22 protein-coding genes are annotated in these 21,922 nt (G+C 50.3%); 11 read left to right on the top strand and 11 right to left on the bottom strand.

Features of this window, described 5'->3' with window-relative positions; genetic code table 11:
• Positions 1-55: 55 nt before the first annotated feature.
• From EVJ29_RS13910 to EVJ29_RS13890, 5 genes are all read left to right on the top strand, one after another.
• Entirely contained in the window at positions 56-1,120 is a 1,065-nt protein-coding gene (locus EVJ29_RS13910; RefSeq protein ID WP_131505302.1) for a FecCD family ABC transporter permease, read from the top strand.
• Between the two features lie 26 nt (positions 1,121-1,146).
• Positions 1,147-2,118, top strand: coding sequence for a FecCD family ABC transporter permease (locus EVJ29_RS13905; protein WP_236633560.1), 972 nt, complete (start codon positions 1,147-1,149; stop codon positions 2,116-2,118).
• A gap of 19 nt (positions 2,119-2,137) precedes the next feature.
• On the top strand, positions 2,138-3,091 hold the full coding sequence (locus EVJ29_RS13900) for an ABC transporter substrate-binding protein (RefSeq protein ID WP_035386809.1): 954 nt from the start codon (positions 2,138-2,140) through the stop codon (positions 3,089-3,091).
• A 24-nt stretch (positions 3,092-3,115) separates the two neighbouring features.
• Positions 3,116-3,820: a hypothetical protein gene (locus tag EVJ29_RS13895; RefSeq protein WP_131505301.1), complete on the top strand. Its 705-nt coding sequence runs from the start codon at positions 3,116-3,118 to the stop codon at positions 3,818-3,820.
• Between the two features lie 93 nt (positions 3,821-3,913).
• A complete protein-coding gene (locus tag EVJ29_RS13890) occupies positions 3,914-4,225 on the top strand; it encodes a hypothetical protein (RefSeq protein WP_131466070.1) in 312 nt (103 codons plus the stop codon).
• A gap of 36 nt (positions 4,226-4,261) precedes the next feature.
• Here the strand turns inward: EVJ29_RS13890 and ahpF are convergent, their stop codons facing one another.
• Positions 4,262-5,785: an alkyl hydroperoxide reductase subunit F gene (gene ahpF / locus EVJ29_RS13885; RefSeq protein ID WP_131466072.1), complete on the bottom strand. Its 1,524-nt coding sequence runs from the start codon at positions 5,783-5,785 to the stop codon at positions 4,262-4,264.
• Between the two features lie 12 nt (positions 5,786-5,797).
• A complete protein-coding gene (gene ahpC, locus EVJ29_RS13880; RefSeq protein WP_016510347.1) occupies positions 5,798-6,361 on the bottom strand; it encodes an alkyl hydroperoxide reductase subunit C in 564 nt (187 codons plus the stop codon).
• A 324-nt stretch (positions 6,362-6,685) separates the two neighbouring features.
• On the opposite strand from ahpC, the gene EVJ29_RS13875 reads away from it, so the two are divergent.
• Positions 6,686-7,372, top strand: coding sequence for a BglII/BstYI family type II restriction endonuclease (locus EVJ29_RS13875; RefSeq protein WP_131441307.1), 687 nt, complete (start codon positions 6,686-6,688; stop codon positions 7,370-7,372).
• Between the two features lie 13 nt (positions 7,373-7,385).
• Here EVJ29_RS13875 and EVJ29_RS13870 read toward each other — a convergent pair whose 3' ends face one another.
• Complete coding sequence (locus tag EVJ29_RS13870) at positions 7,386-7,832, bottom strand: very short patch repair endonuclease (protein WP_131505300.1); 447 nt, start codon at positions 7,830-7,832, stop codon at positions 7,386-7,388.
• 55 nt (positions 7,833-7,887) lie between these two features.
• Positions 7,888-9,258 carry a Sau3AI family type II restriction endonuclease gene (locus EVJ29_RS13865; protein ID WP_131466074.1) on the bottom strand — a complete coding sequence of 457 codons (1,371 nt, stop codon included), beginning with the start codon at positions 9,256-9,258 and terminating at the stop codon, positions 7,888-7,890.
• Between the two features lie 143 nt (positions 9,259-9,401).
• On the opposite strand from EVJ29_RS13865, the gene dcm reads away from it, so the two are divergent.
• From dcm to mgtA, 3 genes are all read left to right on the top strand, one after another.
• The gene (gene dcm, locus EVJ29_RS13860) at positions 9,402-10,736 is read left to right on the top strand and encodes a DNA (cytosine-5-)-methyltransferase (protein ID WP_131441304.1); all 1,335 of its coding nucleotides are present in this window, start codon (positions 9,402-9,404) and stop codon (positions 10,734-10,736) included.
• Positions 10,737-10,888: 152 nt separating this feature from the next.
• Complete coding sequence (locus EVJ29_RS15515) at positions 10,889-11,350, top strand: cation-transporting P-type ATPase (RefSeq protein ID WP_201739020.1); 462 nt, start codon at positions 10,889-10,891, stop codon at positions 11,348-11,350.
• Entirely contained in the window at positions 11,340-13,409 is a 2,070-nt protein-coding gene (mgtA, locus tag EVJ29_RS13855; RefSeq protein WP_201739019.1) for a magnesium-translocating P-type ATPase, read from the top strand. The genes EVJ29_RS15515 and mgtA overlap by 11 nt, the downstream gene beginning before the upstream one ends.
• A gap of 31 nt (positions 13,410-13,440) precedes the next feature.
• On the opposite strand, the gene htpG is transcribed toward mgtA, so the two are convergent.
• Both htpG and EVJ29_RS13845 read right to left on the bottom strand, forming a co-directional pair.
• On the bottom strand, positions 13,441-15,309 hold the full coding sequence (gene htpG, locus EVJ29_RS13850; protein ID WP_131466076.1) for a molecular chaperone HtpG: 1,869 nt from the start codon (positions 15,307-15,309) through the stop codon (positions 13,441-13,443).
• Between the two features lie 301 nt (positions 15,310-15,610).
• Positions 15,611-16,237 (bottom strand): TetR/AcrR family transcriptional regulator, encoded by a 627-nt coding sequence (locus EVJ29_RS13845; RefSeq protein WP_131466078.1) that lies wholly within the window; start codon positions 16,235-16,237, stop codon positions 15,611-15,613.
• Positions 16,238-16,359: 122 nt separating this feature from the next.
• Here EVJ29_RS13845 and EVJ29_RS13840 point away from each other — a divergent pair, with 122 nt between their 5' ends.
• Entirely contained in the window at positions 16,360-17,109 is a 750-nt protein-coding gene (locus EVJ29_RS13840) for an SDR family NAD(P)-dependent oxidoreductase (RefSeq protein WP_131466080.1), read from the top strand.
• Between the two features lie 33 nt (positions 17,110-17,142).
• Here EVJ29_RS13840 and EVJ29_RS13835 read toward each other — a convergent pair whose 3' ends face one another.
• From EVJ29_RS13835 to EVJ29_RS13820, 4 genes are all read right to left on the bottom strand, one after another.
• Entirely contained in the window at positions 17,143-17,469 is a 327-nt protein-coding gene (locus EVJ29_RS13835; protein WP_131466081.1) for a hypothetical protein, read from the bottom strand.
• Between the two features lie 168 nt (positions 17,470-17,637).
• On the bottom strand, positions 17,638-18,348 hold the full coding sequence (gene rluF, locus EVJ29_RS13830) for a 23S rRNA pseudouridine(2604) synthase RluF (RefSeq protein ID WP_071398733.1): 711 nt from the start codon (positions 18,346-18,348) through the stop codon (positions 17,638-17,640).
• Between the two features lie 59 nt (positions 18,349-18,407).
• Positions 18,408-19,055, bottom strand: coding sequence for a C39 family peptidase (locus EVJ29_RS13825; protein WP_131466083.1), 648 nt, complete (start codon positions 19,053-19,055; stop codon positions 18,408-18,410).
• A 75-nt stretch (positions 19,056-19,130) separates the two neighbouring features.
• Positions 19,131-20,507, bottom strand: coding sequence for a YjiH family protein (locus tag EVJ29_RS13820; RefSeq protein WP_131466085.1), 1,377 nt, complete (start codon positions 20,505-20,507; stop codon positions 19,131-19,133).
• 275 nt (positions 20,508-20,782) lie between these two features.
• Between EVJ29_RS13820 and EVJ29_RS13815 the strand changes: the two genes are divergently transcribed.
• Positions 20,783-21,775, top strand: coding sequence for an MsnO8 family LLM class oxidoreductase (locus EVJ29_RS13815; protein ID WP_131466087.1), 993 nt, complete (start codon positions 20,783-20,785; stop codon positions 21,773-21,775).
• A 66-nt stretch (positions 21,776-21,841) separates the two neighbouring features.
• Here the strand turns inward: EVJ29_RS13815 and EVJ29_RS15705 are convergent.
• Positions 21,842-21,922 (bottom strand): IS3 family transposase (locus tag EVJ29_RS15705; protein WP_131440828.1); only part of this gene is annotated, 81 nt, incomplete at its 5' end.

The raw sequence follows: 21,922 nt of genomic DNA, 5'->3' as shown, positions 1-21,922 counted from the left end.
GACTATTTTTATAAAAATAGCCTTGACTGATGGGGGCAGGTAGAGAATAATACATATGTTGATAATGATTATCATTATCTATGAAAAGAAGCGGAAAGGAATTGACGTGCGACTCATTCAAGCAAAATCAAATTTAATTAAATTTACGTATTGGATACTTTTTGGCTTATGTTCAATCGTGATTGTGTCAAGTTACTCAATTACAGTCGGGGCAGCCACAATCCCTATCTCTGCTATTCAAGACGCCATTTTTCATTATGATTCATCTAATGCCCAACACGTTGTGATTTGGGATTTGCGTTTGCCAAGAGTGTTTGCGGCTATACTCGTTGGAGCATCCTTTGCCGTAGCTGGAGCCATCATGCAAGGAGTGACACGAAATAGCTTAGCGGATCCGGGTATTCTTGGGATTAACGCAGGCGCTGCATTCGCATTGGCGATTTCATTCGTATTTTTCCCGAACATCTCGTTTACGCTGTTAATGTTTATTACGTTCATCGGAGCTGTAATAAGTATGGGCTTAACGTTCGGTGTGACGAGCTTATACGGTCAAGTTACCGCACTGCGTCTCGTGTTGGCTGGTTCGGCAGTCTCGGCTTTATTTTTTGCTTTAAGTGAAGCAGTCACCATCTATTTTAAAGTGTCGCAAGATGTGGCGTTTTGGTATGCCGGAGGACTCATCGGCGTTTCGTTCGAACAATTAAAAGTCGTGGCACCATGGATTGTCGTCATGTTGATGTTTGCGGTTCTATTCAGTCGCAAAGTTACGACGTTAAGTCTTGGTGAAGATGTGGCGATTGGTCTAGGAGAAGACGTTAGGAAATCAAAATTTATGCTAGCTTTAGTCGTCCTACTGTTAGCTGGTGCCTCGGTCTCGATGGTCGGTCCGATCGGCTTTATCGGTTTAGTAGTTCCTCATATGGTTCGTGGGATTGTCGGGGTTGACTATCGATATATCATTCCATGTTCTGCTGTATACGGTGCTTTGTTATTGCTTATCTCTGACCTGTTGGCCCGAACCATCAATCCCCCTTATGAAATCCCAGTGGGTGCAATTTTAGCTTTGATTGGGGTCCCGTTCTTCCTACACATCGCGCGAAAAGCGAGGCGTGAACTATGAGAAAGCCATATATTGTTTGGACCGGTATGCTCATTGTGAGTTGGTGGATAGTTGCACTGTATAGCATCAATTCAGGGTTCATATCCCTTACTCCACAAGAAGTGTTAGACACCCTCTTCGGTCAAGGGACAAGTCAACAGACAATGATCTTGTTCGATTTGAGGTTGCCGCGAATTTTCTTGGCTTCATTCATCGGCTTCGGACTTGCTATTTCAGGGGCTACTTTACAAGCGACGATGCGAAACAGCTTAGCTGAACCAGGTATATTAGGCATCAATGGCGGAGCAGGGCTATTCGTCGTATTATTCGTCACTTTGTTGCCGACCACTTCAAACGAGTGGATTCAAGCGGTCAGCTTACCGGTGGTCGCGCTAATCGGTGGGGTGCTAACCGCCTTCATCATTTATGTGTTAGCTTACAATCGGAACGAAGGAACACCGCCGATTCGGTTAATTCTAGTTGGAATCGGTGTGGCGTCTGGAATGAGTGCGTTAATGATCGTATTGACACTTGCGTTGAATCCTTTTCAGTACCAATTCACAAAACTTTGGTTGGCCGGCAGTATTTGGGGTGCTTCTTGGGAAAAAGTTGCTTCACTGCTCCCTTGGCTCTTGATCGGTGGAGGGCTCTTAATGTACCGCAGCCGCTATTTAGATGTGTTGACGTTTAAAGAAGACATGGCTGTCGGCTTAGGGGTGAAAGTGGAACAGACCCGGCTGTGGTTGAGCTGGATTGCGGTAGCGGTTGCTAGCGCTTGTGTGGCCGTCGGTGGCGGCATTAGCTTTGTCGGTTTGATCGCACCTCACTTGACGAAGCAACTGATCGGGACAAAGCATCGGTATGTTATTCCGATTTCAGGTCTAGTGGGAGCACTGCTCGTTTTGACAGCTGACACAATCGGACGCCTTATTTTACAGCCTAGTGAGATACCGGCGGGAATTGTTATCGCAATCATCGGAGCCCCTTACTTTTTACATTTGCTCGCTAAAAAAATATAAACAGAAAGCAGGATGAGATATGAAACATTTATGGCTTGCCACAATGGCGGCACTCCTTTTAGTGATCGGTGTTGGATGTGCCCAGTCAGAGACTGAGACGAAAACAGCGACGACTGAAAAACGAACGATTGAACATGCCGGAGGGACGACAGAACTTTCATCAGATGTTGAGAAGGTAGTCGTTCTTGTCCCTGGATGGGAAGATTATTTGTTGTCACTCGGCATTACGCCGGTCGGTGTCACGAATGGTTTTGAGCAAATTGGCGATGGGGTCTTGCCTTATCTACAAGAAGATTTGAAAGATGCCCAGCGTGTCGGTGACCCATATCAAGGGAATTTTGAAGCGATTATGGCGACAGAACCAGACGTTATCATCGGGGATGTCTGGTTGAAAGAATCTTATGACCAATTGAACGCGATTGCGCCGACCATATTGATTGGTTCGGAAGAGGGAGACGTGGACCCGAAAGAGTGGGAGACGAACTTTTTGAAAGTAGCAGAAGTGTTCGGTAAAGAAACAGAAGCGGAAAATATCATCCAACAGACAAATGATCGTGCGGAAGAGTTATCTGCGCAATTTGAAACTGAACTAGGGGATGAAAAAGTTGCATTCCTTCGCGTGCGCCCGAAAGATCGAGGTCTTAACATTTATGCGAAAACAGATCATCCGTTGAACACGTTGATGTATGAGAATCTGAAATTAAATGCCGCGAACATGGTACCAGCAGATGGCGGATCGAGTGAATTATCTTTCGAAAAAGTGCCTGAAATTGACGCTGACCATTTATTTTTCCAAGTCGACAATAACGGGAAAGCTCATATGGAAGAGATTAAAAACAGTAACCTTTGGCAATCCGTCCCGGCCGTGCAAGAAAATCAAGTTCATCCTGACGACTATTGGGTATACATGGCCTGGGGACCTAAAGGACGAAATGTGATCATGGATCAACTTGAAGGACATCTACTGAAATAAGCCGCACAGAAAGGAGGAGTCATGATGACTGATGAAATGCATCGCTATTTAAAAGACGAATATGGAATTGTGATCGATTCGACGTCATCACCAGACTTTGCTTACAATGAGTTGCTGACGGATGCAAGTGTGGTCTCTTCCCTTCTACGGCATCAACAAGAGCAAATGGAAAACTGTCATCCGGTCGTGGCAGGGACACTGTTTGCCAAACGCTATTCGGTTTTGTTCATGGGGTTACTCGACGCATTTAACCGATTCGATTGTCTAGTAATTCCACGTCTTAATAGCGGCGGGATTCGGTGCATCGAGGATGGTTGTATGGAATTTGTTATTCATAAATATGACGTGTTTTCGTCTCAAAACGGACACGACACGAACGAAGCCTGGGTTCGCTGGCTTACTAGTCACCTTACTCCTTTGCTAACAAAAGTTTCAGACGAAACAAAAGCAAAATTGTCTCACATGTATAGCCTGATTTCACATAATCTATTTCAAATCGATTTACAGATGGAGCAATCAGAGCCTGAACATGCAGACGAATATCGTCAGAACCTGCATACGCTGATTGATGACGGAGTGAAAAGCGCGAATCCGTTGAATATGACGTTCAAGCTAATCGATAATGGAACTGAGAGCTATTATGTGCGCAAAAATTGTTGCTTGGCGTACTTGAAACAAAATCGTGATCGTTCCTCATGTTGCGGAACGTGTCCGTTGTTGCATAATTAATTTGTTGAAACCGCTCGTGCGTTGCCGAGCGGTTTTGAATGCATTCATTTTTTTGGGATAACATGAGTGAGATGATTGAGATAAAGCTTTGGTGTGCCGATCGGTTGGATGATTTCGATATTGATTTTAGTGAAGCTCACGTATCCGAGACGTAAAGTATGGTCCGCATTTGTGAGTGTGTTTTTAGTCGGCGCTACAATCGTACTTTCGATTCCGACTTACTCGGTCGCTGCCGCGGAACAAGAACTGTTCACAACGTACGGGAGTGTCACTTATACGGAAAGTGTGCGAACGAACGGGGACGAATGGAATCCGTTCACCCCAACTGTCGCTTATGTATTTGAAACGGAAACGGGGGAGTCGATCCTGTTCATCCCGGATACTGGGAAGTCGTTTGAACTATAAAAAAAACTCGTCCCCACGTGGAGGACGAGTTTTTCGTTAGTTGCGGATCATGTAATCGAAAGCACCGAGTGCGGCTGTCGCACCAGAGCCCATCGAGATGATGATCTGTTTGTAGGCACTGTTCGTGCAGTCGCCTGCAGCGAACACGCCTGAGATGTTCGTCGAACCATGATGGTCGACGATAACCTCTCCGAAGTTGTTGCGTTCGACCGTATCGAGCCAGTCCGTGTTCGGGACGAGGCCGATCTGGACGAAGACGCCTTCAAGTTCGACGTGATGCGTTTCGTTCGTCTCACGAGACATGTACGAGATCCCGTTCACTTTGTCCGTACCTGTGATTTCAGTCGTCTGGGCGTTCGTGACGACGGTCACGTTCGGTAGACTGTGAAGACGGTTTTGAAGTACTTGGTCGGCCTTCAGTTCAGGTGCGAACTCGAGTACCGTGACGTGCTTGACGATGCCGGCGAGGTCGATGGCCGCTTCAATTCCAGAGTTACCGCCGCCGATGACCGCGACACGCTTGCCTTCGAAGAGTGGACCGTCACAGTGTGGGCAGTAGGCGACACCTTTGTTTTTAAACTCGGCTTCGCCTGGGACGTTGACGTTGCGCCAGCGTGCCCCTGTCGACAAGATGACACTCTTACTCTTCAGGATCGCGCCGTTTTCAAGTTCGACTTCGACGAGGTCTTTCTTCTCAAGGCGCTTCGCACGTTGCAGATTCATGACGTCGACGCCATATGCTTTCACATGTTCCTCTAAGCTCGCGACGAGTTTTGGACCTTCCGTGTACGACGTGCCGATGAAGTTCTCGATGCCCATCGTGTCCATCACTTGACCACCGAAGCGTTCAGCGACGATGCCGGTACGGATACCTTTACGAGCCGCGTAAACGGCCGCGCTTGCACCAGCCGGACCACCACCGATGACGAGGACGTCATACGCCTCTTTGTCTTCGAACGCCGAAGCGTCAGGACCTGTGCCGAGTTTCGCCAAGATCTCTTCGAGTGACATCCGTCCGTTACCGAACGCTTCTCCGTTCAAGAAGACGGTCGGGACGGCCATGATTTCTTTCGCTTCGACTTCTGCCTTGAACGCGCCGCCGTCGATCATCGTGTGTGAGATGTTCGGGTTGAGCACGCTCATGACGTTAAGTGCTTGGACGACGTCCGGACAGTTATGGCAGCTGAGGCTGATGTACGACTCGAAGTGGTACGTCCCTTGGATGTTTTGGATTTGCTTGATCGCATCTGCGTCTACTTTCGGCGCTCGGCCGCTCACTTGGAGCAACGCGAGGACGAGTGACGTGAACTCATGACCGAGCGGGATCCCGGCGAAGACGATGCCCGTCTCTTCAGACGGACGGTTCACGCTGAAGCTCGGTGTGCGTTCGAGCGTGACGTTTTCGACGGAGATACGTGACGACATGCTTGCGAGCTCGTTGACGAGTTCGAGCATCTCTTTAGAGACCGCGTCATCACCAGCGCTCACACGGAGGACGACGTCGCCCTCCATGAGCTGCAAGTATTGATCTAGTTGTTGTTTAATATCTGCTTCTAACATGGAATCCGCTCCTTACAACTTGCCAACGAGATCGAGGCTTGGACGAAGTGTCGCTGAGCCTTCTTCCCATTTCGCTGGGCAAACTTCGCCTGGGTTGTTGCGGACGTATTGTGCTGCTTTGACTTTGTTTACGAGCGTGCTCGCGTCACGGCCGATGCCGCCTGCGTTGATTTCAACAGTTTGGATGACGCCGTCTGGGTCGATGATGAACGTACCGCGGTCAGCAAGGCCATCTTCTTCGTTCAAGACGTCAAAGTTGCGTGAGATCGTGTGTGACGGGTCGCCGATCATGATGTATTCGATCTTGCCGATTTTCTCTGACGTTTCGTGCCAAGCTTTATGTGTGAAGTGTGTGTCTGTAGACACTGAGTAGACTTCGACGCCGAGGTCTTTCAATGTCGCGTATTCGTTTTGAAGGTCTTCAAGTTCAGTCGGGCAGACGAATGTGAAGTCAGCCGGGTAGAAGCAAACGACGCTCCATTGACCTTTAAGGTTGTTGTCTGATACTTCGAGGAATTCTCCTGTTTGGAACGCTTGTGCTGTGAATGGTAAGATTTCTTTGCCGATTAATGACATGGGGTATGTCCTCCTTGGGTTTTTACTCTAGCGGAATTGTATCTCTACTAGAATAATTATAATGTAATACTAATTTCATATAACTAGGCGAAATTGTCAAGACGTATGCATGCTGCCTAAAAGGTTGATCTATCAACGTTAAATGGAAAAAAGGCTTGATAAAGGCAAAGAAAGCGATTACAAATCAAATGTGCTTTTGTTTTCAATCATGTATCCTGATAAAGTTATTATCAGGGTCGAGAGTTCGATTTGAATGAAGAGAAGCATCTCATTCTCGCCATGAGGCATATCATTATCAATTACTAACAGAGAAGAGTGAATCAATTGAAATATAGAATCCATTCACATCGATTTGGAGAAACCATTCTAAAAAATGATGCGGCATTCACTGAAATCTGGTCAGAAATTCATGACATCATCCAGTCGATCAGTGATGATGCAATCATCAAGAAATTCGAGGAGAAGTACGCGAGCAAGAACAAAAGTCTATCCAAGGCCTTGAATGAGCTGTTCAAATCAGAGTTTTTAAAAAGGGGATGGGCGAGTGAGAGTCCGATATTTCAAGACCGTGACTATTCCGAGAATGTGTGGCGCCTCGATTTTGCCAAAGACAATATTTCGCTAGAGGTCGGATTCAACCATTCGGGTACGATTGCCTGGAATCTGTTGAAACCGGTCATTGCAAGCGAGCTGAACCATGTAGAAAAAGCAATCCAAACAAGGATTGGCGTGATCATCTGCGCGACGCAGCGACTTCAGCGTGCAGGGAATTTCGACAACGCCATCGGGACGTTTGAGAAATACGTCCACCATTTGAAGCCATTGAACACGCAACTAACTGTACCGATCGTCATCATCGGACTCGAGGCGCCTGAGACGTTTAGGATTGTTGAGTACTTGAACGAAAATGGCGAAAAAAGAGGCCGTGTAGAGGAATTCTACACGAACCTGATTGTCGATGATGCGACAGAGACCTATGATGAACCATTGTTTGACGAGGATTTAGACTGATGCGTTTGAAGCATCAACCACTTCGTCTATGTCGATTGTTTTTGGCCATATCGACGAAATGAGTGATGGTATATATCACGTGATTAAAATCTTCATTGACCTGGTGCTCCCAAAACCGGAGGATAATCCAACCTTCTTCTACATAATGTCGTGTGACGTCAGCATCTCGCTCGATGTTACGTCCAATCTTTTGGCGCCAGAATTCGGTGTTCGTCTTCGGCAGTTTGAAGTGAAGGGGACAGCCATGCCAATAACAAGAGTCCAGAAAGACGACGACGTGTAGGCCGGGGAATGAGATGTCAGGTGTCCCATAAAGCTTCCGATTGTTCTTTCGGTATCGATATCCAGCAGCCCAAAGTGCCTTCCGGACTTTCACTTCCATCTTCGTGTCCTTGCCACGGTTCCCGCTCATCGTCTTGAAGACGGCTGGACTCGAAGCCTTCGGTACGTTTCTGGCCATTCCCCCCACCTCCTTCTATTAAGAAGATTCCACTTGAGGGAGGGGAATACTCATGTTAAGCGTCCAGAATCTGCTGGATATAGTTTCTATCCAACCAAAATGATTGTTTTGTGATCCATTGACCATCTGGGAGTCTAACTTTATCTTTTCCATTGAGAGCTTTTGAGCGGACGTGTGCCACACGATTGAATTTTGGACCGGGAAGATTGTTTTTGACGCCTCGTTTCATTGGCGTCAACTGAACTCCTGCTTGAACGATATTTTTTGTCTCGAGCCACATCGACTTCAATTCTCTATCAACGGTCTCGAGCGGCATGTTCCATAAGCGTATCCCTTCAAATCGAGGGATACGTTTTTGTTTAGACACGTACTCTTCATCGTATCGGAAGACGAGGAGAAGATACTTCTGTTCAGCGAACGTGTCGTACAGGGCGGACTCTTCCCACTCATCTCGATGCAAGTCATCGAAATCGACCTTCCCGAACGACATATGTTCTCGTATAGATCTGTTGGGCTCACGACCGACCGTCTTGAACTTTATTCCGGCTTTCGCAAACTCTTCAATACTAGATAGGTCGGTTCCTCTCACGCCTAATAGTCGAGCCATCACTCTTGGGATCATCGCCTTGTTTCCTGGGTTATACCGGATGCCGGTTTCTTCACATAGTTCGAGCACTGTCTTCCCGTAATGAGGGGATAGTCGGGCCTCGAGGAGCTGCTCGAGGGACATCTCTTTCAGCTCACCATGTGAGGCGATCGATTCCATCAGCTCCGGGGTCAGGTACTGCCGGACTAGTCCAGACATATAGGATGCCTTGAGCGAGAAGGCTCGCGGTTTTGCGGGTTGTTCTGAGAACGGTTGGCTACGGACGACCGAGCCGTTCGCCCCTTTCGTGCAGGCTGACAAGTACATCGTATCTGCCTCGGAAATTAAATGGGCCTCTCCACGTTTGATTTTTGCGACAATCGTCTCCCAGTCCTGTCGCATCACATCTAAATCTTCTTCGGAGAACTCGTTCAAGAACGCCTTATAGATACGGTAGTCGTCAATCGGAATATCTGGCTCGTATTGATAAAGCATGATGAGCATGCTCGTTGCTTTCGATAGGAAGCTCGACGTCTCGAACGAATATCCGTGCTCGTTATGATAATCAATCATGTTCAAAACAAGCCGTTCTTTTGATGAATATGTACCATTCTTATTTTTCTTGAAAGGTGTGACCTTCAACTCGATACCGAGCTCTTCGAAGTCAGGCCGTGCATCCGAGTTGATTGGGTATCCGAAGTGGCTCTCCTCGATGATATGTCCGAGGGCGCCTTTCGACCGAACGTTCTTGATGCGTCCGGTCGTGTCGATTTCGCCGAAAGTCTTCCCCTCGGCCTCTCTCGCTTTATCCATAAGCTCTTGTATCGTTTCGTAGCGCAAAAAAAAGACCTCCTGAAATTTACATTTATAACCATTATAGCGTATCGGTTGATCGATTTCACCGTTCGTGATACACTAATTCCATTGAGTAAATATAAAAAATAGAGTAAATTTAAGATAGAAAATACGAAAGGGTGTTCCCATTGATTAAAGTAGTTGAGTTATTTGCCGGTGTAGGAGGTTTCCGCATCGCACTTGAAGGGATTAAAGACGTGAATGCCGAGCCTACATCTGACAAATTCGATGTGGTTTGGGGCAATCAATGGGAACCGGCGACGAAGAGTCAACCGGCCTTCGATTGCTACGCCGAACGTTTCAAAGGACGAGGCATGCATATGAACGAGGATATCGCCTTGTCTTGGATGGAGGCCGGCCCACACCATCTGTTGGTCGGTGGCTTCCCGTGCCAGGACTATAGCGTGTCGCGCAGCTTGAAGAACGAGCAAGGACTCCAAGGGAAGAAAGGCGTCCTGTTCTGGGAAATCATGAACATCATCGAGCAGGAGAAACCGCCTTATGTTCTATTGGAGAACGTGGATCGACTCATGAAATCTCCGGCCAAACAACGTGGTCGTGACTTCAGTGTCATGCTTCGGGCTTTCGCTGACCAAGGTTATACGGTCGAGTGGCGCGTCATCAATGCGGCCGATTATGGATTCGCGCAACGTCGTCGCCGCATCTTCATCTTCGCTACACGGGAAGATTTGAATCACTCGGAACGAGCAAGGAAAGCGAACCCGGAAGAATGGTTACTCGAGTCAGGATTCTTTGCACCTGCTTTCCATGTGCACGAACTGACGAGCGAGAAGCATCCGGGAGCAGATTTCCAACTGCCGGAAGATATCGTCGAGATTTCCGATACGTTCTCGGCAACATATCGCAACGCGGGAATTATGACCGGTGGTAGAGTGACGACGCTTGAGACGCTACCGAAACGAGAGACGCCTAAAACGCTCGGAGAAGTCGTAAAAGAGGTCTATGAACAGTTCGGGCCTGCACCGGAACAGTATTATTTGGACACCGAGACGATTAAAAAATCGGGTCGGAATGAGCAGGAAGAGCTTGCTTACTTGAAAGGACCGAAGAAGATCGAGCGGACCTCGGCGAGCGGGCACGTCTACATCTATGCTGAAGGTGGCATGTCTTATCCGGACTCGCTCGACCTTCCTGGACGAACGATGTTGACGAGCGAAGGGACTTGCAACCGTTCGAGCCATGTCATCGAGGACCCACAGACGAAGAAGCTTCGTTACTTGCGCCCTGAGGAGTGTGAGGGGCTAAACGGATTCCCTTATGGATGGACGGAGACGATGACCGATCGCAAACGTTACTTCACGATGGGGAACGCACTCGTCGTCGGATTGATTGAACGGATGGGCCACCGGATTGCGGAGGTTCATGAACAAGAGGACGATCAAAACATCTTGCAGGAAGCAATTCAGATGCAGTTGTTAGGAACCTATAATAATTTACGCTAATAGAAATGCGTCGACCATGCGAATGGAGGCGCATTTCTTTATTTTTTGCTTAAAGTTGAACGAAAACAAATCAAGCATCTCATCTAAAAACGGGAATACAACTCATGTAGCCACGTCCATATTCATTTTCATTATGAAAGAAGGCAACGGTCATGAGAGATGTCCAGACAGATGAATATTGGTCCCGTCCTTCTATTGACTTAATCCAAGCACTCGACTCATCAACTCACGGTCTCAGTTCTACTGAGGCCAAGCGTCGTCAAGTCGAATTTGGATTAAATGCGCTCGCCAAAGAACGCCGTTTTACCCGGCTTGCGCTATTGCTTGGACAATTTAAAAGTCCGATCATTCTCATTCTGCTCGGAGCGACGCTCATCTCGGCACTAACGGGTGACTATATCGATGCGGGCATCATTCTAACAATCATCTTGGCGAGTGCCGTCCTCAGTTATTTTCAAGAATTTCATGCGAGCAAAGCGGTTGAAGAATTGCGTGACAAAGTGAAAGTCCACGTCTTAGTTTGGCGTGATGGCAACTTGATTGACGTGCCTGCCATTGAATTAGTACCCAGGCGACGTCGTCGAACTGTCGGCAGGGAGCTTGGTGCCGGCTGATGGGATTCTTCTGACGAGCGAGCATTGTTTCGTCAATCAGTCGATGCTGACCGGGGAGTCGGGTGCGGTCAAAAAACAAGTCGGCGTGACGGCGCCTGACCAGTCGTTAGAACAACGCTTCAACTGCGTCTATATGGGAACAAGTGTCCAAAGCGGGAACGCGGCGATGCTCGTCGTTCACACGGGACGGACGACCGAATACGGTGAAATCGCGAAGCGGTTGACGCTCCGCCCTCCGGAGACGGAGTTCGAACGAGGAATCCGTCATTTCGGTTATCTGTTGACGCGCATCATGCTCGTGCTGACACTTGTCGTCTTCGCTATCAACGTTTGGTTCGAGCGGGATGTCATCGACTCGCTCTTGTTTGCTGTGGCGCTTGCGGTCGGTATCACACCGCAACTTCTCAGTGCCATCATCAGTATCACACTATCCCAAGGGTCACGAGCAATGGCGCAAGAAGGGGTCATCGTTCGCAAATTGACCGCCATCGAGAACTTTGGGGGCATGGACGTACTATGTACGGACAAGACGGGGACGCTGACGGAAGGACAAATTCGAATCGACGATGCAGTCGATTCGAGTGGGGTCTCCTCGGACGAGGTGTTCCGAGCCACCTATTTGAACGCCACGCTCCAGACGGGAATGAAGAACGACTTAGACGATATGATTCGCCGCCACCGCCAGATCGACGTGGCGGCAGTGACGCGTCTCGGGGAAGTCCCGTTCGACTTCATGCGAGAGCGCTTGAGCGTTATCGTGCAAGACGGGCAGGACGTTCGCATGCTGGCGAAAGGTGCCTTCCATAGTGTGCTCGATACGTGTGACCATGTATGGAAGCACGCGACGAGCCACCCGCTCGACTCGTTCGCGCGAATGGAGCTAGAAGTTCAATTTGAAAACTGGAGCGCCCAGGGCATCCGGGTGCTCGGGGTTGCGGAAAAACGAGTGACGATTCGTGACGAGTACAGTGTCGACGATGAGACCGGTATGACGTTCATCGGTTTCTTGCTCATATTCGACCATCCGAAAGCTGATGTCGCCGAAACGATCCGTCAACTTGTCTCACACGGTGTCGACCTCCGGATCATCACAGGCGATAACGCTTCGATCGCACTTCACACCGCTGAAGCCGTCGGTCTGCAAGTCACCGGTGTCCTGACCGGGAAAGACTTGGTTCGAATGTCGGACGAGGCATTGTGGCAAAAAATCGAGACGACGACACTCTTTGCCGAGGTCGACCCGAACCAAAAAGAACGGATTATTTTGGCGCTCAAGAAAAACGGGCACGTCGTCGGGTACATGGGTGACGGAATCAATGACGTACCGGCGCTCCATGCGGCCGACGTCAGTCTGACGGTCGAGAATGCGGTCGATATCGCCAAAGAGTCGGCTGATTTGGTACTCGTTCGAAAGAGCCTGCGCGTCTTGCTGCGCGGTATCGTCCTCGGCCGGACGACGTTTGCGAACACGCTCAAATACATTATGGTGACGACGAGCGCCAACTTCGGGAACATGTTCAGCATGGCCGGGGCCTCGTTGTTCTTACCGTTTTTGCCGCTGTTACCGAAACAGATTCTCATGATCAACTTCTTGAGCGACTTCCCGGCCCTGGCCATTTCACAAGATAGAGTCGACACCGAGGATGTGCGTGTGCCCAGACGATGGGATTTGAAAGAAGTGCGGCGCTTCATGATCGTCTTCGGACTCGTCAGTTCCTTATTCGACTACACGGTGTTTTTAGTGTTGATCGTCTTATTCAATGCGAACGAGTCCGTGTTTCAAAGCGGTTGGTTCGTCTTCTCGATTTTGACCGAGCTGCTCATCTTGATGATCATGCGGACACGCCGGATTCTGTATCACAGTCGTCCGGCTCCGATCCTCTTATTCGCGTCGATCCTTGTCGGTGCGGTCGCGATTGTCGTGCCTTATTTGCCGAACGCGTCGTTGCTCGGCCTCTATCCGTTACCGTTCCCGATTCTATTCACGTTACTCGGGCTGCTGGTCGGCTATGTCTTGCTCAACGAAGCGGTGAAACGCTGGTTTTATCGGAAAACATAAAAAGGCAGAGGTCGCCCTCTGCCTTGATTCATCATTCTGCCATTAACGCACATACTGCATTCGAATACGCTACCGGGTCTTCAAGTGGCAATCCTTCGATGAGGAGTGCTTGCTGGTAAAGAAGATCGGTATATTGTTTCGCTTTCGCCTCGTCTTCCGTATAGACGCGTTGCAACGTTTGGAAGATGGCGTGGTCGGCGTTCACTTCGAGCACTTTTTCTGCTTTCATGCCGCCGCCGTTCGGCATCGTGTTCATGATCTTCTCCATCTCGATCGAGACGTCACCTGCGACCGTCAAGCAGACCGGGTGCGACTTGAGACGAGTTGACGCGCGCACTTCTTTGACGCGATCGCCGAGCTCGGTCTTCATGAAGGCGAACAAGTCTTTATTGTCTTCATTGAGCGAATTCGCCGCCTCATCGTCGAGACCGAGGTCACCGCTCGCGACCGACTTGAACTCTTTGTCTTCATATGACTGGAGCACTTTGATAGCGAACTCGTCGATCTCTTCCGTGAGGTAGAGGATCTCGAAGCCTTCTTCTTTCAAACGTTCCGTTTGCGGAAGAAGGTCGATACGATGGATCGATTCGCCCGTCGCGTAATAGATGTACTTTTGGTCCTCTTTCATGCGCTCGACGTATTCTTTCAGCGAGACGAGCTTTTTCTCGTTCGACGAGTGGAAGAGGAGCAAGTCCTTCAACTCATCCTTCGCGGCGCCGAACTGGTCGTAGACGCCGAACTTGATTTGGCGGCCGAACGCGTCGAAGAACTTCTCATAGTCCTCGCGCTCATTCTGAAGCATCTTCTCGAGCATGCCTTTAATTTTCGACTTGACGTTCTTAGCGATGACGCGCAGTTGGCGGTCCTGCTGCAACATCTCCCGGGAAATGTTGAGCGATAGGTCTTCTGAGTCGACCATCCCTTTGACGAAACCGAAGTAGTCCGGCAATAAGTCAGGCGATTTCTCCATGATCAAGACGCCGTTCGAGTAGAGCTCGAGCCCTTTCTCGAACTCTTTCGTGTAGTAGTCGTACGGGACCGTCGATGGGATATAGAGGATCGACTGATAGCGGATCGAACCGTCGACGTTCAAGTGGAGATGTTTGAGCGGCTCGTCGAAACCGTAGCGCTTCTCGTGGTAGAACGCCGTGTAGTCCTCGTCCGTCAGTTCGTTCTTCCGCTTGCGCCAAATCGGGACCATACTGTTGATCGTCTCTTCTTCGACGTAGTCCTCGAATTCTTCCGAGTCGTCTTTTGGACGGTGTTTCGTCACGTCGAGCTTGATCGGGTAGCGGATGAAGTCCGAATGCTTCTTGATGAGCGAGCGGATCTCATATTCCTCTAAGAACGAAGAATACGTATCGTCTTCGGTGTCGGCTTTCAAGTGTAAGACGATTTCTGTTCCGATCTCTTGTTTAGACGTCGGCTCGATCGTATAGCCATCGATGCCGTCTGACTCCCAAAGATATCCTTGGTCACTATCGACTGAACGGGTCCGGACCGTCACACGGTCGGCGACCATGAACGCGGAGTAGAAACCGACGCCGAATTGACCGATCAGGCTGTGGTCTTCTTCCATCTTCGTCGCCTGCTTCATTGCGAGCGAACCGCTCTTGGCGATGATCCCGAGGTTCGATTCGAGTTCGTCTTCCGTCATCCCGATCCCGGTGTCACGGATTGTGACGGTGCGTGCGTCTTTGTCGAGTTCGACTTTGACGAAATAGTCGTCCTTGTTGAAGTCGATCGCCTCGTCCGAGAGGGCGCGGTAATACATCTTGTCGATGGCGTCACTCGCGTTCGAGATGAGCTCACGCAGGAAGATGTCCTTATGTGTATAGATTGAGTGGACCATCAACTCTAAAATTCGTTTCGATTCGGCTTGAAACTGTTTCTTTGTCATGACCGTTCTCCTTTGTCGTTCGATTTTGGCACTCTTTACATAAGAGTGCTAACACTCTTCATTATCCTAATTTTTGGAGAGATGTCAAGGTAGATGAAAACAAAAGATTGACGACGAAGCATCATTCGAGTATTGTTGAGTACATGCGATGAGCTGGTCTATGTAAGACGGCGGACATTCCTTCGGGAGCACGTTGTGGAGCGTGGTTCGACGCGGTAGACTTTTCGAGAGCACCTCTTTAGAGAGGTGCTCATTTTTTTTGCCTAAACATCAAGCCCCTTCAATTGCGAAGGGGCTTTTGTCATGCCCGCACGTAAGCGAGCAGCATCTCTTTCAAGACGCGCTGTTGGATCGTCGGGTCGATATCTTTCTCTAAATAGCTGATGTGCGACTTCAAGATGATGTTGTTGCCGAACGTGCCGAACGCGTTGATGACGGTGATGACCGTCTCTTTCACGTCGATATCGTGACGGAACGACCCGTCCGTCCGCCCGTCTTGGATGAGCGGCTCGAGCGTCGCCATGATTTGGCGCTGCAGTTCGATATAGCCGTCGATTCCAGGGAGCGGGGAGGCGACGAACGAGGCGTAGCTCTCGAACGCCTCGCGGAATCGGGAGTGGCTCGTCTGACGCAGCTGTTGCCCAAGCAAATAATCGAGTATTGCTTCTAGTCTTGAATAAGCGTCTCCAGGATGCGCCGTCAATTCCTTGAAGACATGCAGCGTCGGTGTCAAGTTATGGATGGCGGCCGCGACGATCAGTTGATCTTTTTTCGGGAAATAGCGGAACAGCGTTGCCACCCCGATGTTTGCAGCGTCGGCGATGTCCTGCATTTGGACGCGCTCAAACCCGTCTTTCAAAAAAAGTGTCTCAGCTTGATCGATGATGTGATTCAAGCGCTCTTCTTTATTTTGTTGTCGTTTGTTCATCTAATCACCTCTTTGTTGTCTCGTCATTATAACGTGTTCAGGCAGTTTCGTTGAGAATCAAATGTGCCTCGTCTATTATTATGATAGTTAGACTATCATATTTTAAGAATGGAGAGAATTTAATGCGGTTAAAGGGGAAAGTTGCGGTCATCACAGGTGCAGGCAGTGGTATGGGAGAAGCGACGGCGAAATTGTTCGCAAAAGAAGGGGCGACGGTCGTCGCGACCGATATCAATCTTGAAGCAGTAGCGAACGTCGTCGAGTCGATTCGAGCGCAGGACGGGGAGGCGCTTGCGATTCGCCATGACGTAACATCACGTACGGATTGGGAGAAGGTTTACGCAGAAGTCCAAGCAACGTGCGGCAAGCTCGACATTCTCGTCAACAACGCTGGCATCGCGCTCGCTAAACCATTTTTACAGCAGACAGAAGACGACTGGGCGCGGACGTATCGCATCAACATCGATGGCGTCATGCTCGGAACACAATATGCGATCCCGCTCATGGAGAAAAATTACGGCGGCTCGATCGTCAACATCTCATCAATTTCGGCGTTGACCGGTATGGCCGGAGCAGGAGCGTATACGGCATCGAAAGGTGCGGTCCGCTCGCTCACGAAAGCAGCAGCCGTCGATTACGGCAAACATAACATTCGCGTCAACTCGGTCCACCCGGGCTATATCGTCACGCCGATGAGCGCGCCGCATATGGAGCATCCGGACTATAAACAGCATTTCTTGAATCAAGTCGCCTTGCCGAACTTAGGGACGGCGCATGAGGTGGCGGCAGCCGTCTTGTTCCTCGCGTCAGACGAGGCGAACCATATCACCGGCATCGAGCTCCCGGTCGATGGGGGCGTCACGGCTAAATAAAAGTAGGGTCTCATCTGAGGCCCTACTTTTTCGCTACTCCAAAATCCCGACAAGTTCCATGACGAGCAGGACGAACAATCCTGAACCGAGGACGGCCGCGAAGAAGACGAGGACGGCGTACTCTTTTTGTTTCAAGATGGCCCACCAGCCGGTCACGAACGCCCCGAGTCCGAGTACGAAGAACGTGGTCATGTAGCTGAGCCGAAGCATGTGTGCGGCGTTGTCGCTCCAAAGCGTTGACGTGAACGTCGTGTCGAAGTTGTCGAGCAACAAGAACGGCACGTACATGGCGAGGAACAAGCAAATGAGAATGATCGACCACTTGCCGACCGAGGTGCGGGGGAACAAGGCGCCATTCATGACGATTCACCTCTTTTCCGTTACAAAATCATCTGTATAGAACTATTCCCGTTTTGGTGAACGTTTGACTATTTTTCGCCTAAACGACATGAGATCGTCGGAACTAGAGAAACGATTGTCTTTCTCTATGAACGCTTACAAGCCCAGACAAAAGCGTCTGGGCTTGTTTCAGTACCATTCTTTCGGTTCGTAATTCAATTCGCGGAACAACTGCTCGCGCTCTTTTTTCGATAAGTCGCGCCATTGTCCGGGCGGGAGCTTGCCGAGCGTGATGTTCATGACGCGCACGCGTTGAAGGCGGTATACCTCGTAACCGAGCGTCTCACACATACGGCGGATCTGGCGGTTCAGTCCTTGCGTGAGCGTGATGTTGAAGTCGAACTTCGACAGCGGATGAACTTTACACGGTAACGTCTTCTGGCCGAGGATTTTGACGCCCGCTTCCATCTGTTCGACGAACTCTGGTGTGATCGGCTTGTCGACCGAGACGATGTATTCCTTCTCGTGCTCGCCCTCGGCGCGAAGAATTTCGTTGACGATATCGCCGTCGTTCGTCATCAAGATGAGCCCTTCTGAGTCTTTATCGAGCCGTCCGATGTTGAAGATGCGGAGCGGGTGGTTGACGAGGTCGACGAGGTTGCCTTTGACTTTCTTCTCCGTCGTGCTCGTGACGCCGACCGGCTTGTGAACAGCGATGTAGACGTTGTTGCGGGCGACGCGGGCGGCCGAACCGTTGACGAGTACTTCGTCACCTGGGTTTACTTGGTCCCCGATTTTCGCTTTCTTCCCGTTGATCGTGACCCGTCCTTCTTCGACGAGACGATCGGCTTGGCGGCGGGACGCCTTGCCGGATTCACTAATAAATTTGTTAATACGCATGGTTACACGTCCTTATGAAATGATACTTCACTATACCGCATTTAGAGGGGGGATCACAATTACTGTCCGCTAGGAGGAAGGACGCGGGTGATGCTGCCCCAAAAGTTGAACTCGTTGAAGTCGATATAACGGATATTCTGTGAGCGATTGTCGAGCACCTCGAGCAAGACGACATCCGGGAAGCCGGGCTTTTTAAAGATCATATAGCCGATTCCCGTGACGGAATGATTTTTATAAAATCCGTTCGCCATGTTCAAAATGAACGGTCGACCGGCGGCCAGTTCCCGTTCGAACGTCGACCACTTCCATAAATAGCGGGAACTCCCGTGCCCAGCATAGCCATAACGGGACCAGAGTTTTGTGATGATCGCACTGATTCGTGTCGGCGGTGTCCCTTTCTCGTCTTTGAACTGATGGGCGAGGGCGATCTCGCGCGCGTCTTGTTGGAGTTGAAACACGTCGTCAGGGATGTTGGGATAGCCGTGGTCATGGTAATAACGGAAAATGGCCGTCATCGATGTGAGGGTACAATTATTCTTCCCACCGTTGAACGCTTTTTGAAGCAACGCCGGGACCCCGTCGACCCGTTGCTTAGATTTCACCGTCCAATGTCCATGATAGCGGTCGTTCACATACGCTTCCGGGTCGATGATGCCGGCATAGCTTTTTTTCGCAATCTCGAGCTGTCCGGCGTAATGATGTTCCATGGCGCACCCCTCCCTTTTCTCTATTATACAAACAACGCCTCTTCTCAGGGAAATATGAGAAGAGGCGTTCTGTCGTCAAAATACCAAGTGGGCGATCCCGACGACGATCGGGAGCGTGATGAACGTCCGGAGCAAGAAGATGAGGACGAGGTCGAAGAATGAAATCGGAAGTTTCGACCCGAGGAGCAGTCCCCCGACTTCCGACATGAAGATGAGCTGCGTGACCGATACAGTGGCGATGATGAACCGTGTCATCTCGCTCTCGATACCGCTGCCGAGCACGGCTGGCAAGAACATGTCGGCGAAACCGACGACCATCGTCTGAGCGGCGGCTTCCGCCTCCGGCACTTGCAACAGCATCAGAATCGGTTCGAACGGTTTGCCGAGAATCGTAAATAGCGGCGTGTACTCAGCAGTGATGAGCGCGATCGTCCCGACGGCCATGACGATCGGCAAAATACCGAGCCACATGTCGAGCACGTTTTGGAAACCGTCTTTCAACGTGGCGACGAAGCTCTTGCTTGAGCGTGACTTGAGCAACGCTTGACGGAGTGCCCATTTCGGCATCGAGACGTTGGCCGGTACCGGCTCTTCCGGTTTCAACTCGGTCTCTTCATATGGGGTGTCGGCTTTTTTCGACAACGGATAAATTCGTGGCATGATGAGTGCTGCGACGATACCTGACACGACGATGGCGCCGTAATATTGTAAGAAGTAAGCATCGAGCTCCATATACGACAAGATGACGATTGTGAACGTGATCGAGACGACCGAGAACGTCGTGGCGATGACGGCGGCCTCCCGTTTCGTGTAGTAGCCGTTCTCATATTGTTTCGTCGTCAACAGAATCCCGATCGTCGCGTCACCGACCCAAGATGCGAGCGAGTCGAGCGAGGCCCGGCCCGGCAGTTTGAAGAGCGGGCGCATCACTTTGATGAGCATCGTCCCGACGAACTCGAGCAGGCCGAAGTTCAATAGGAGCGGCAGCAACATGCCGGCAAATAAGAACGTCGCGAACAAAATCGGGATCAAATCATACAGCAACAGGCCACCCGTGAACTCGGAGGTGATCATCTCCGGCCCGATCACGAGCAGCGTCATCACCCCGGCAATCAGACCGACGACCCGCATCCCGAACCAGAACGGCGTGACGTTGAACAGTGAATTGAAGTGTGGCCGCTCAAGGACGAACGCCGGTTTGGCCATGTACGTCCAAAGCGAACCGAGCACGGAAATGCCCATCATGATGACGGCGAGTGTCGGAACGACATCACCGATCAAACCGATCAACTGGTTTGACAAGAGAGCGACCGGGATGGTGAATCCGTCATCGGTCGGGATCGGCACGATGAAAAACATGAGACCGATTAAAGAAGGAATCAAAAATTTCAAAAAGTCGTTGGTCGTGAACGATGTCCCGTCTTGGCCAGGCTTGTTTGGTGTCTGATTCATGTTAGTTACCCCATTTCCCCGAAATAGTAGTTGGCGCATATCACCCGCATGTCCCCATCATGCGTTTCGTGATTTGCTATGAAGGAATCGCATCTTCTCGTTCATTATAAAGAAGGGGTTACGTGCCTAGCAACAATCCGTTGTAATTTTCTGAAAAAAGACAGCGTCACGATGAGCGGACTATTCGTATTGTCAAGTCGACTTTAGTATGATGACGGCGAGTCTTACAAAATCGAGATGTTCAACATATATACTATAAGGAGTGGATGATAACGATGAGATTAAGCGTCCTCGATCAAGCGCCGGTGACGTCCGGCCATACGTCAGAACATGCATTACAGAGCGCCGTCGAACTCGCCCAAGTGGCAGAAGAGTTAGGGTATTACCGGATGTGGATGGCTGAACACCACGGTGGCATGTCGTTCGCGAGTTCGGCCCCGGAAGTCATCGCGGCCTATATCGCTGCGAAGACGGAACGAATTCGTCTGGGGTCGGGCGGCATCATGATGATGCACTATTCGCCGCTCAAGATGGCCGAAGTGTTCAAGACGCTGAGCGCACTCGCACCAGGTCGAATCGACTTTGGGGTCGGCCGGGCCCCGGGTGGCGACGCCAACGCCATCTACGCGATGTCGCAAGGACAGAAGCCGATGATGGACGGACTATATGAGAAATTGCAGACGACACTCCAACTGATCAACGATGAGACGCCGGAAGAACGGTGGTACAAAACGACGCCGGCCGCACCGACCGGGGTGACGCTTCCTGAGGCTTGGCTGCTCGGGTCAAGCGGCAACAGCGCCGTCCAAGCCGGCCGCATGGGCGTCGGCTACTCGTTCGCCCAATTTTTTAACGGGGAACTGAGCAAAGACACGCTCGACACGTACCGGCATCACTTCACACCGTCAGCGTTCATGGAGAAGCCTGAAATCAATGTCACGTATCTCGTGACGACGGCCGAAACGGAGGAAGAGGCGGAATATTTGGCGCGTCCGTCCGACTTGTCACGCCTATTCCTGATGAGAGGGCAGCTGCGTCAACTGCTCAGCCCGGAAGCGGCCAACGATTACCCGCTCACCGAAGTCGACAAGATCCACATCGCCAACAACCGGGCCATCCATCTCGTCGGGACGCCAAAACAGATTGCGGTGCAATTGCAGGACGAGTCCGTGCAGTATGGCTTTGACGAGGCGATGATTTGCAGTATCCAACATACACAAGCACAGCGATTGAACGTCTACCGTCTGCTCGCGAAAGAACTCCTCTAACGAAACGCTCCTTCTCATATTGAACTGCTCCCCGTCAAGTAGACAGGGTAAATAATGAAAACCAGCCTAGGCGGCTTGAGCCCTGTATTCGACAGGGCTCAAGCCGTTTAGTCGTTTCTGGAGACGATCATGGTTGTAGAACGATAT

The organism is Exiguobacterium sp. SH4S7, assembly GCF_004336795.1.
GTDB classification, from domain to species: domain Bacteria; phylum Bacillota; class Bacilli; order Exiguobacteriales; family Exiguobacteriaceae; genus Exiguobacterium; species Exiguobacterium aurantiacum_A.
This window is presented reverse-complemented; position numbering and strand designations above follow the sequence as displayed.

What these genes read in the sequence shown, in the direction of transcription:
- EVJ29_RS13910 (WP_131505302.1), top strand. Translation starts at nt 56, where the DNA reads ATGTTGATAATGATTATCATTATCTATGAAAAGAAGCGGAAAGGAATT.
- EVJ29_RS13905 (WP_236633560.1), top strand. Translation starts at nt 1,147, where the DNA reads ATGCTCATTGTGAGTTGGTGGATAGTTGCACTGTATAGCATCAATTCA.
- EVJ29_RS13900 (WP_035386809.1), top strand. Translation starts at nt 2,138, where the DNA reads ATGAAACATTTATGGCTTGCCACAATGGCGGCACTCCTTTTAGTGATC.
- EVJ29_RS13895 (WP_131505301.1), top strand. Translation starts at nt 3,116, where the DNA reads ATGACTGATGAAATGCATCGCTATTTAAAAGACGAATATGGAATTGTG.
- ahpF (WP_131466072.1), bottom strand. Translation starts at nt 5,785, where the DNA reads ATGTTAGAAGCAGATATTAAACAACAACTAGATCAATACTTGCAGCTC.
- ahpC (WP_016510347.1), bottom strand. Translation starts at nt 6,361, where the DNA reads ATGTCATTAATCGGCAAAGAAATCTTACCATTCACAGCACAAGCGTTC.
- EVJ29_RS13870 (WP_131505300.1), bottom strand. Translation starts at nt 7,832, where the DNA reads ATGGCCAGAAACGTACCGAAGGCTTCGAGTCCAGCCGTCTTCAAGACG.
- EVJ29_RS15515 (WP_201739020.1), top strand. Translation starts at nt 10,889, where the DNA reads ATGAGAGATGTCCAGACAGATGAATATTGGTCCCGTCCTTCTATTGAC.
- htpG (WP_131466076.1), bottom strand. Translation starts at nt 15,309, where the DNA reads ATGACAAAGAAACAGTTTCAAGCCGAATCGAAACGAATTTTAGAGTTG.
- EVJ29_RS13845 (WP_131466078.1), bottom strand. Translation starts at nt 16,237, where the DNA reads ATGAACAAACGACAACAAAATAAAGAAGAGCGCTTGAATCACATCATC.
- EVJ29_RS13840 (WP_131466080.1), top strand. Translation starts at nt 16,360, where the DNA reads ATGCGGTTAAAGGGGAAAGTTGCGGTCATCACAGGTGCAGGCAGTGGT.
- EVJ29_RS13835 (WP_131466081.1), bottom strand. Translation starts at nt 17,469, where the DNA reads ATGAATGGCGCCTTGTTCCCCCGCACCTCGGTCGGCAAGTGGTCGATC.
- rluF (WP_071398733.1), bottom strand. Translation starts at nt 18,348, where the DNA reads ATGCGTATTAACAAATTTATTAGTGAATCCGGCAAGGCGTCCCGCCGC.
- EVJ29_RS13825 (WP_131466083.1), bottom strand. Translation starts at nt 19,055, where the DNA reads ATGGAACATCATTACGCCGGACAGCTCGAGATTGCGAAAAAAAGCTAT.
- EVJ29_RS13820 (WP_131466085.1), bottom strand. Translation starts at nt 20,507, where the DNA reads ATGAATCAGACACCAAACAAGCCTGGCCAAGACGGGACATCGTTCACG.
- EVJ29_RS13815 (WP_131466087.1), top strand. Translation starts at nt 20,783, where the DNA reads ATGAGATTAAGCGTCCTCGATCAAGCGCCGGTGACGTCCGGCCATACG.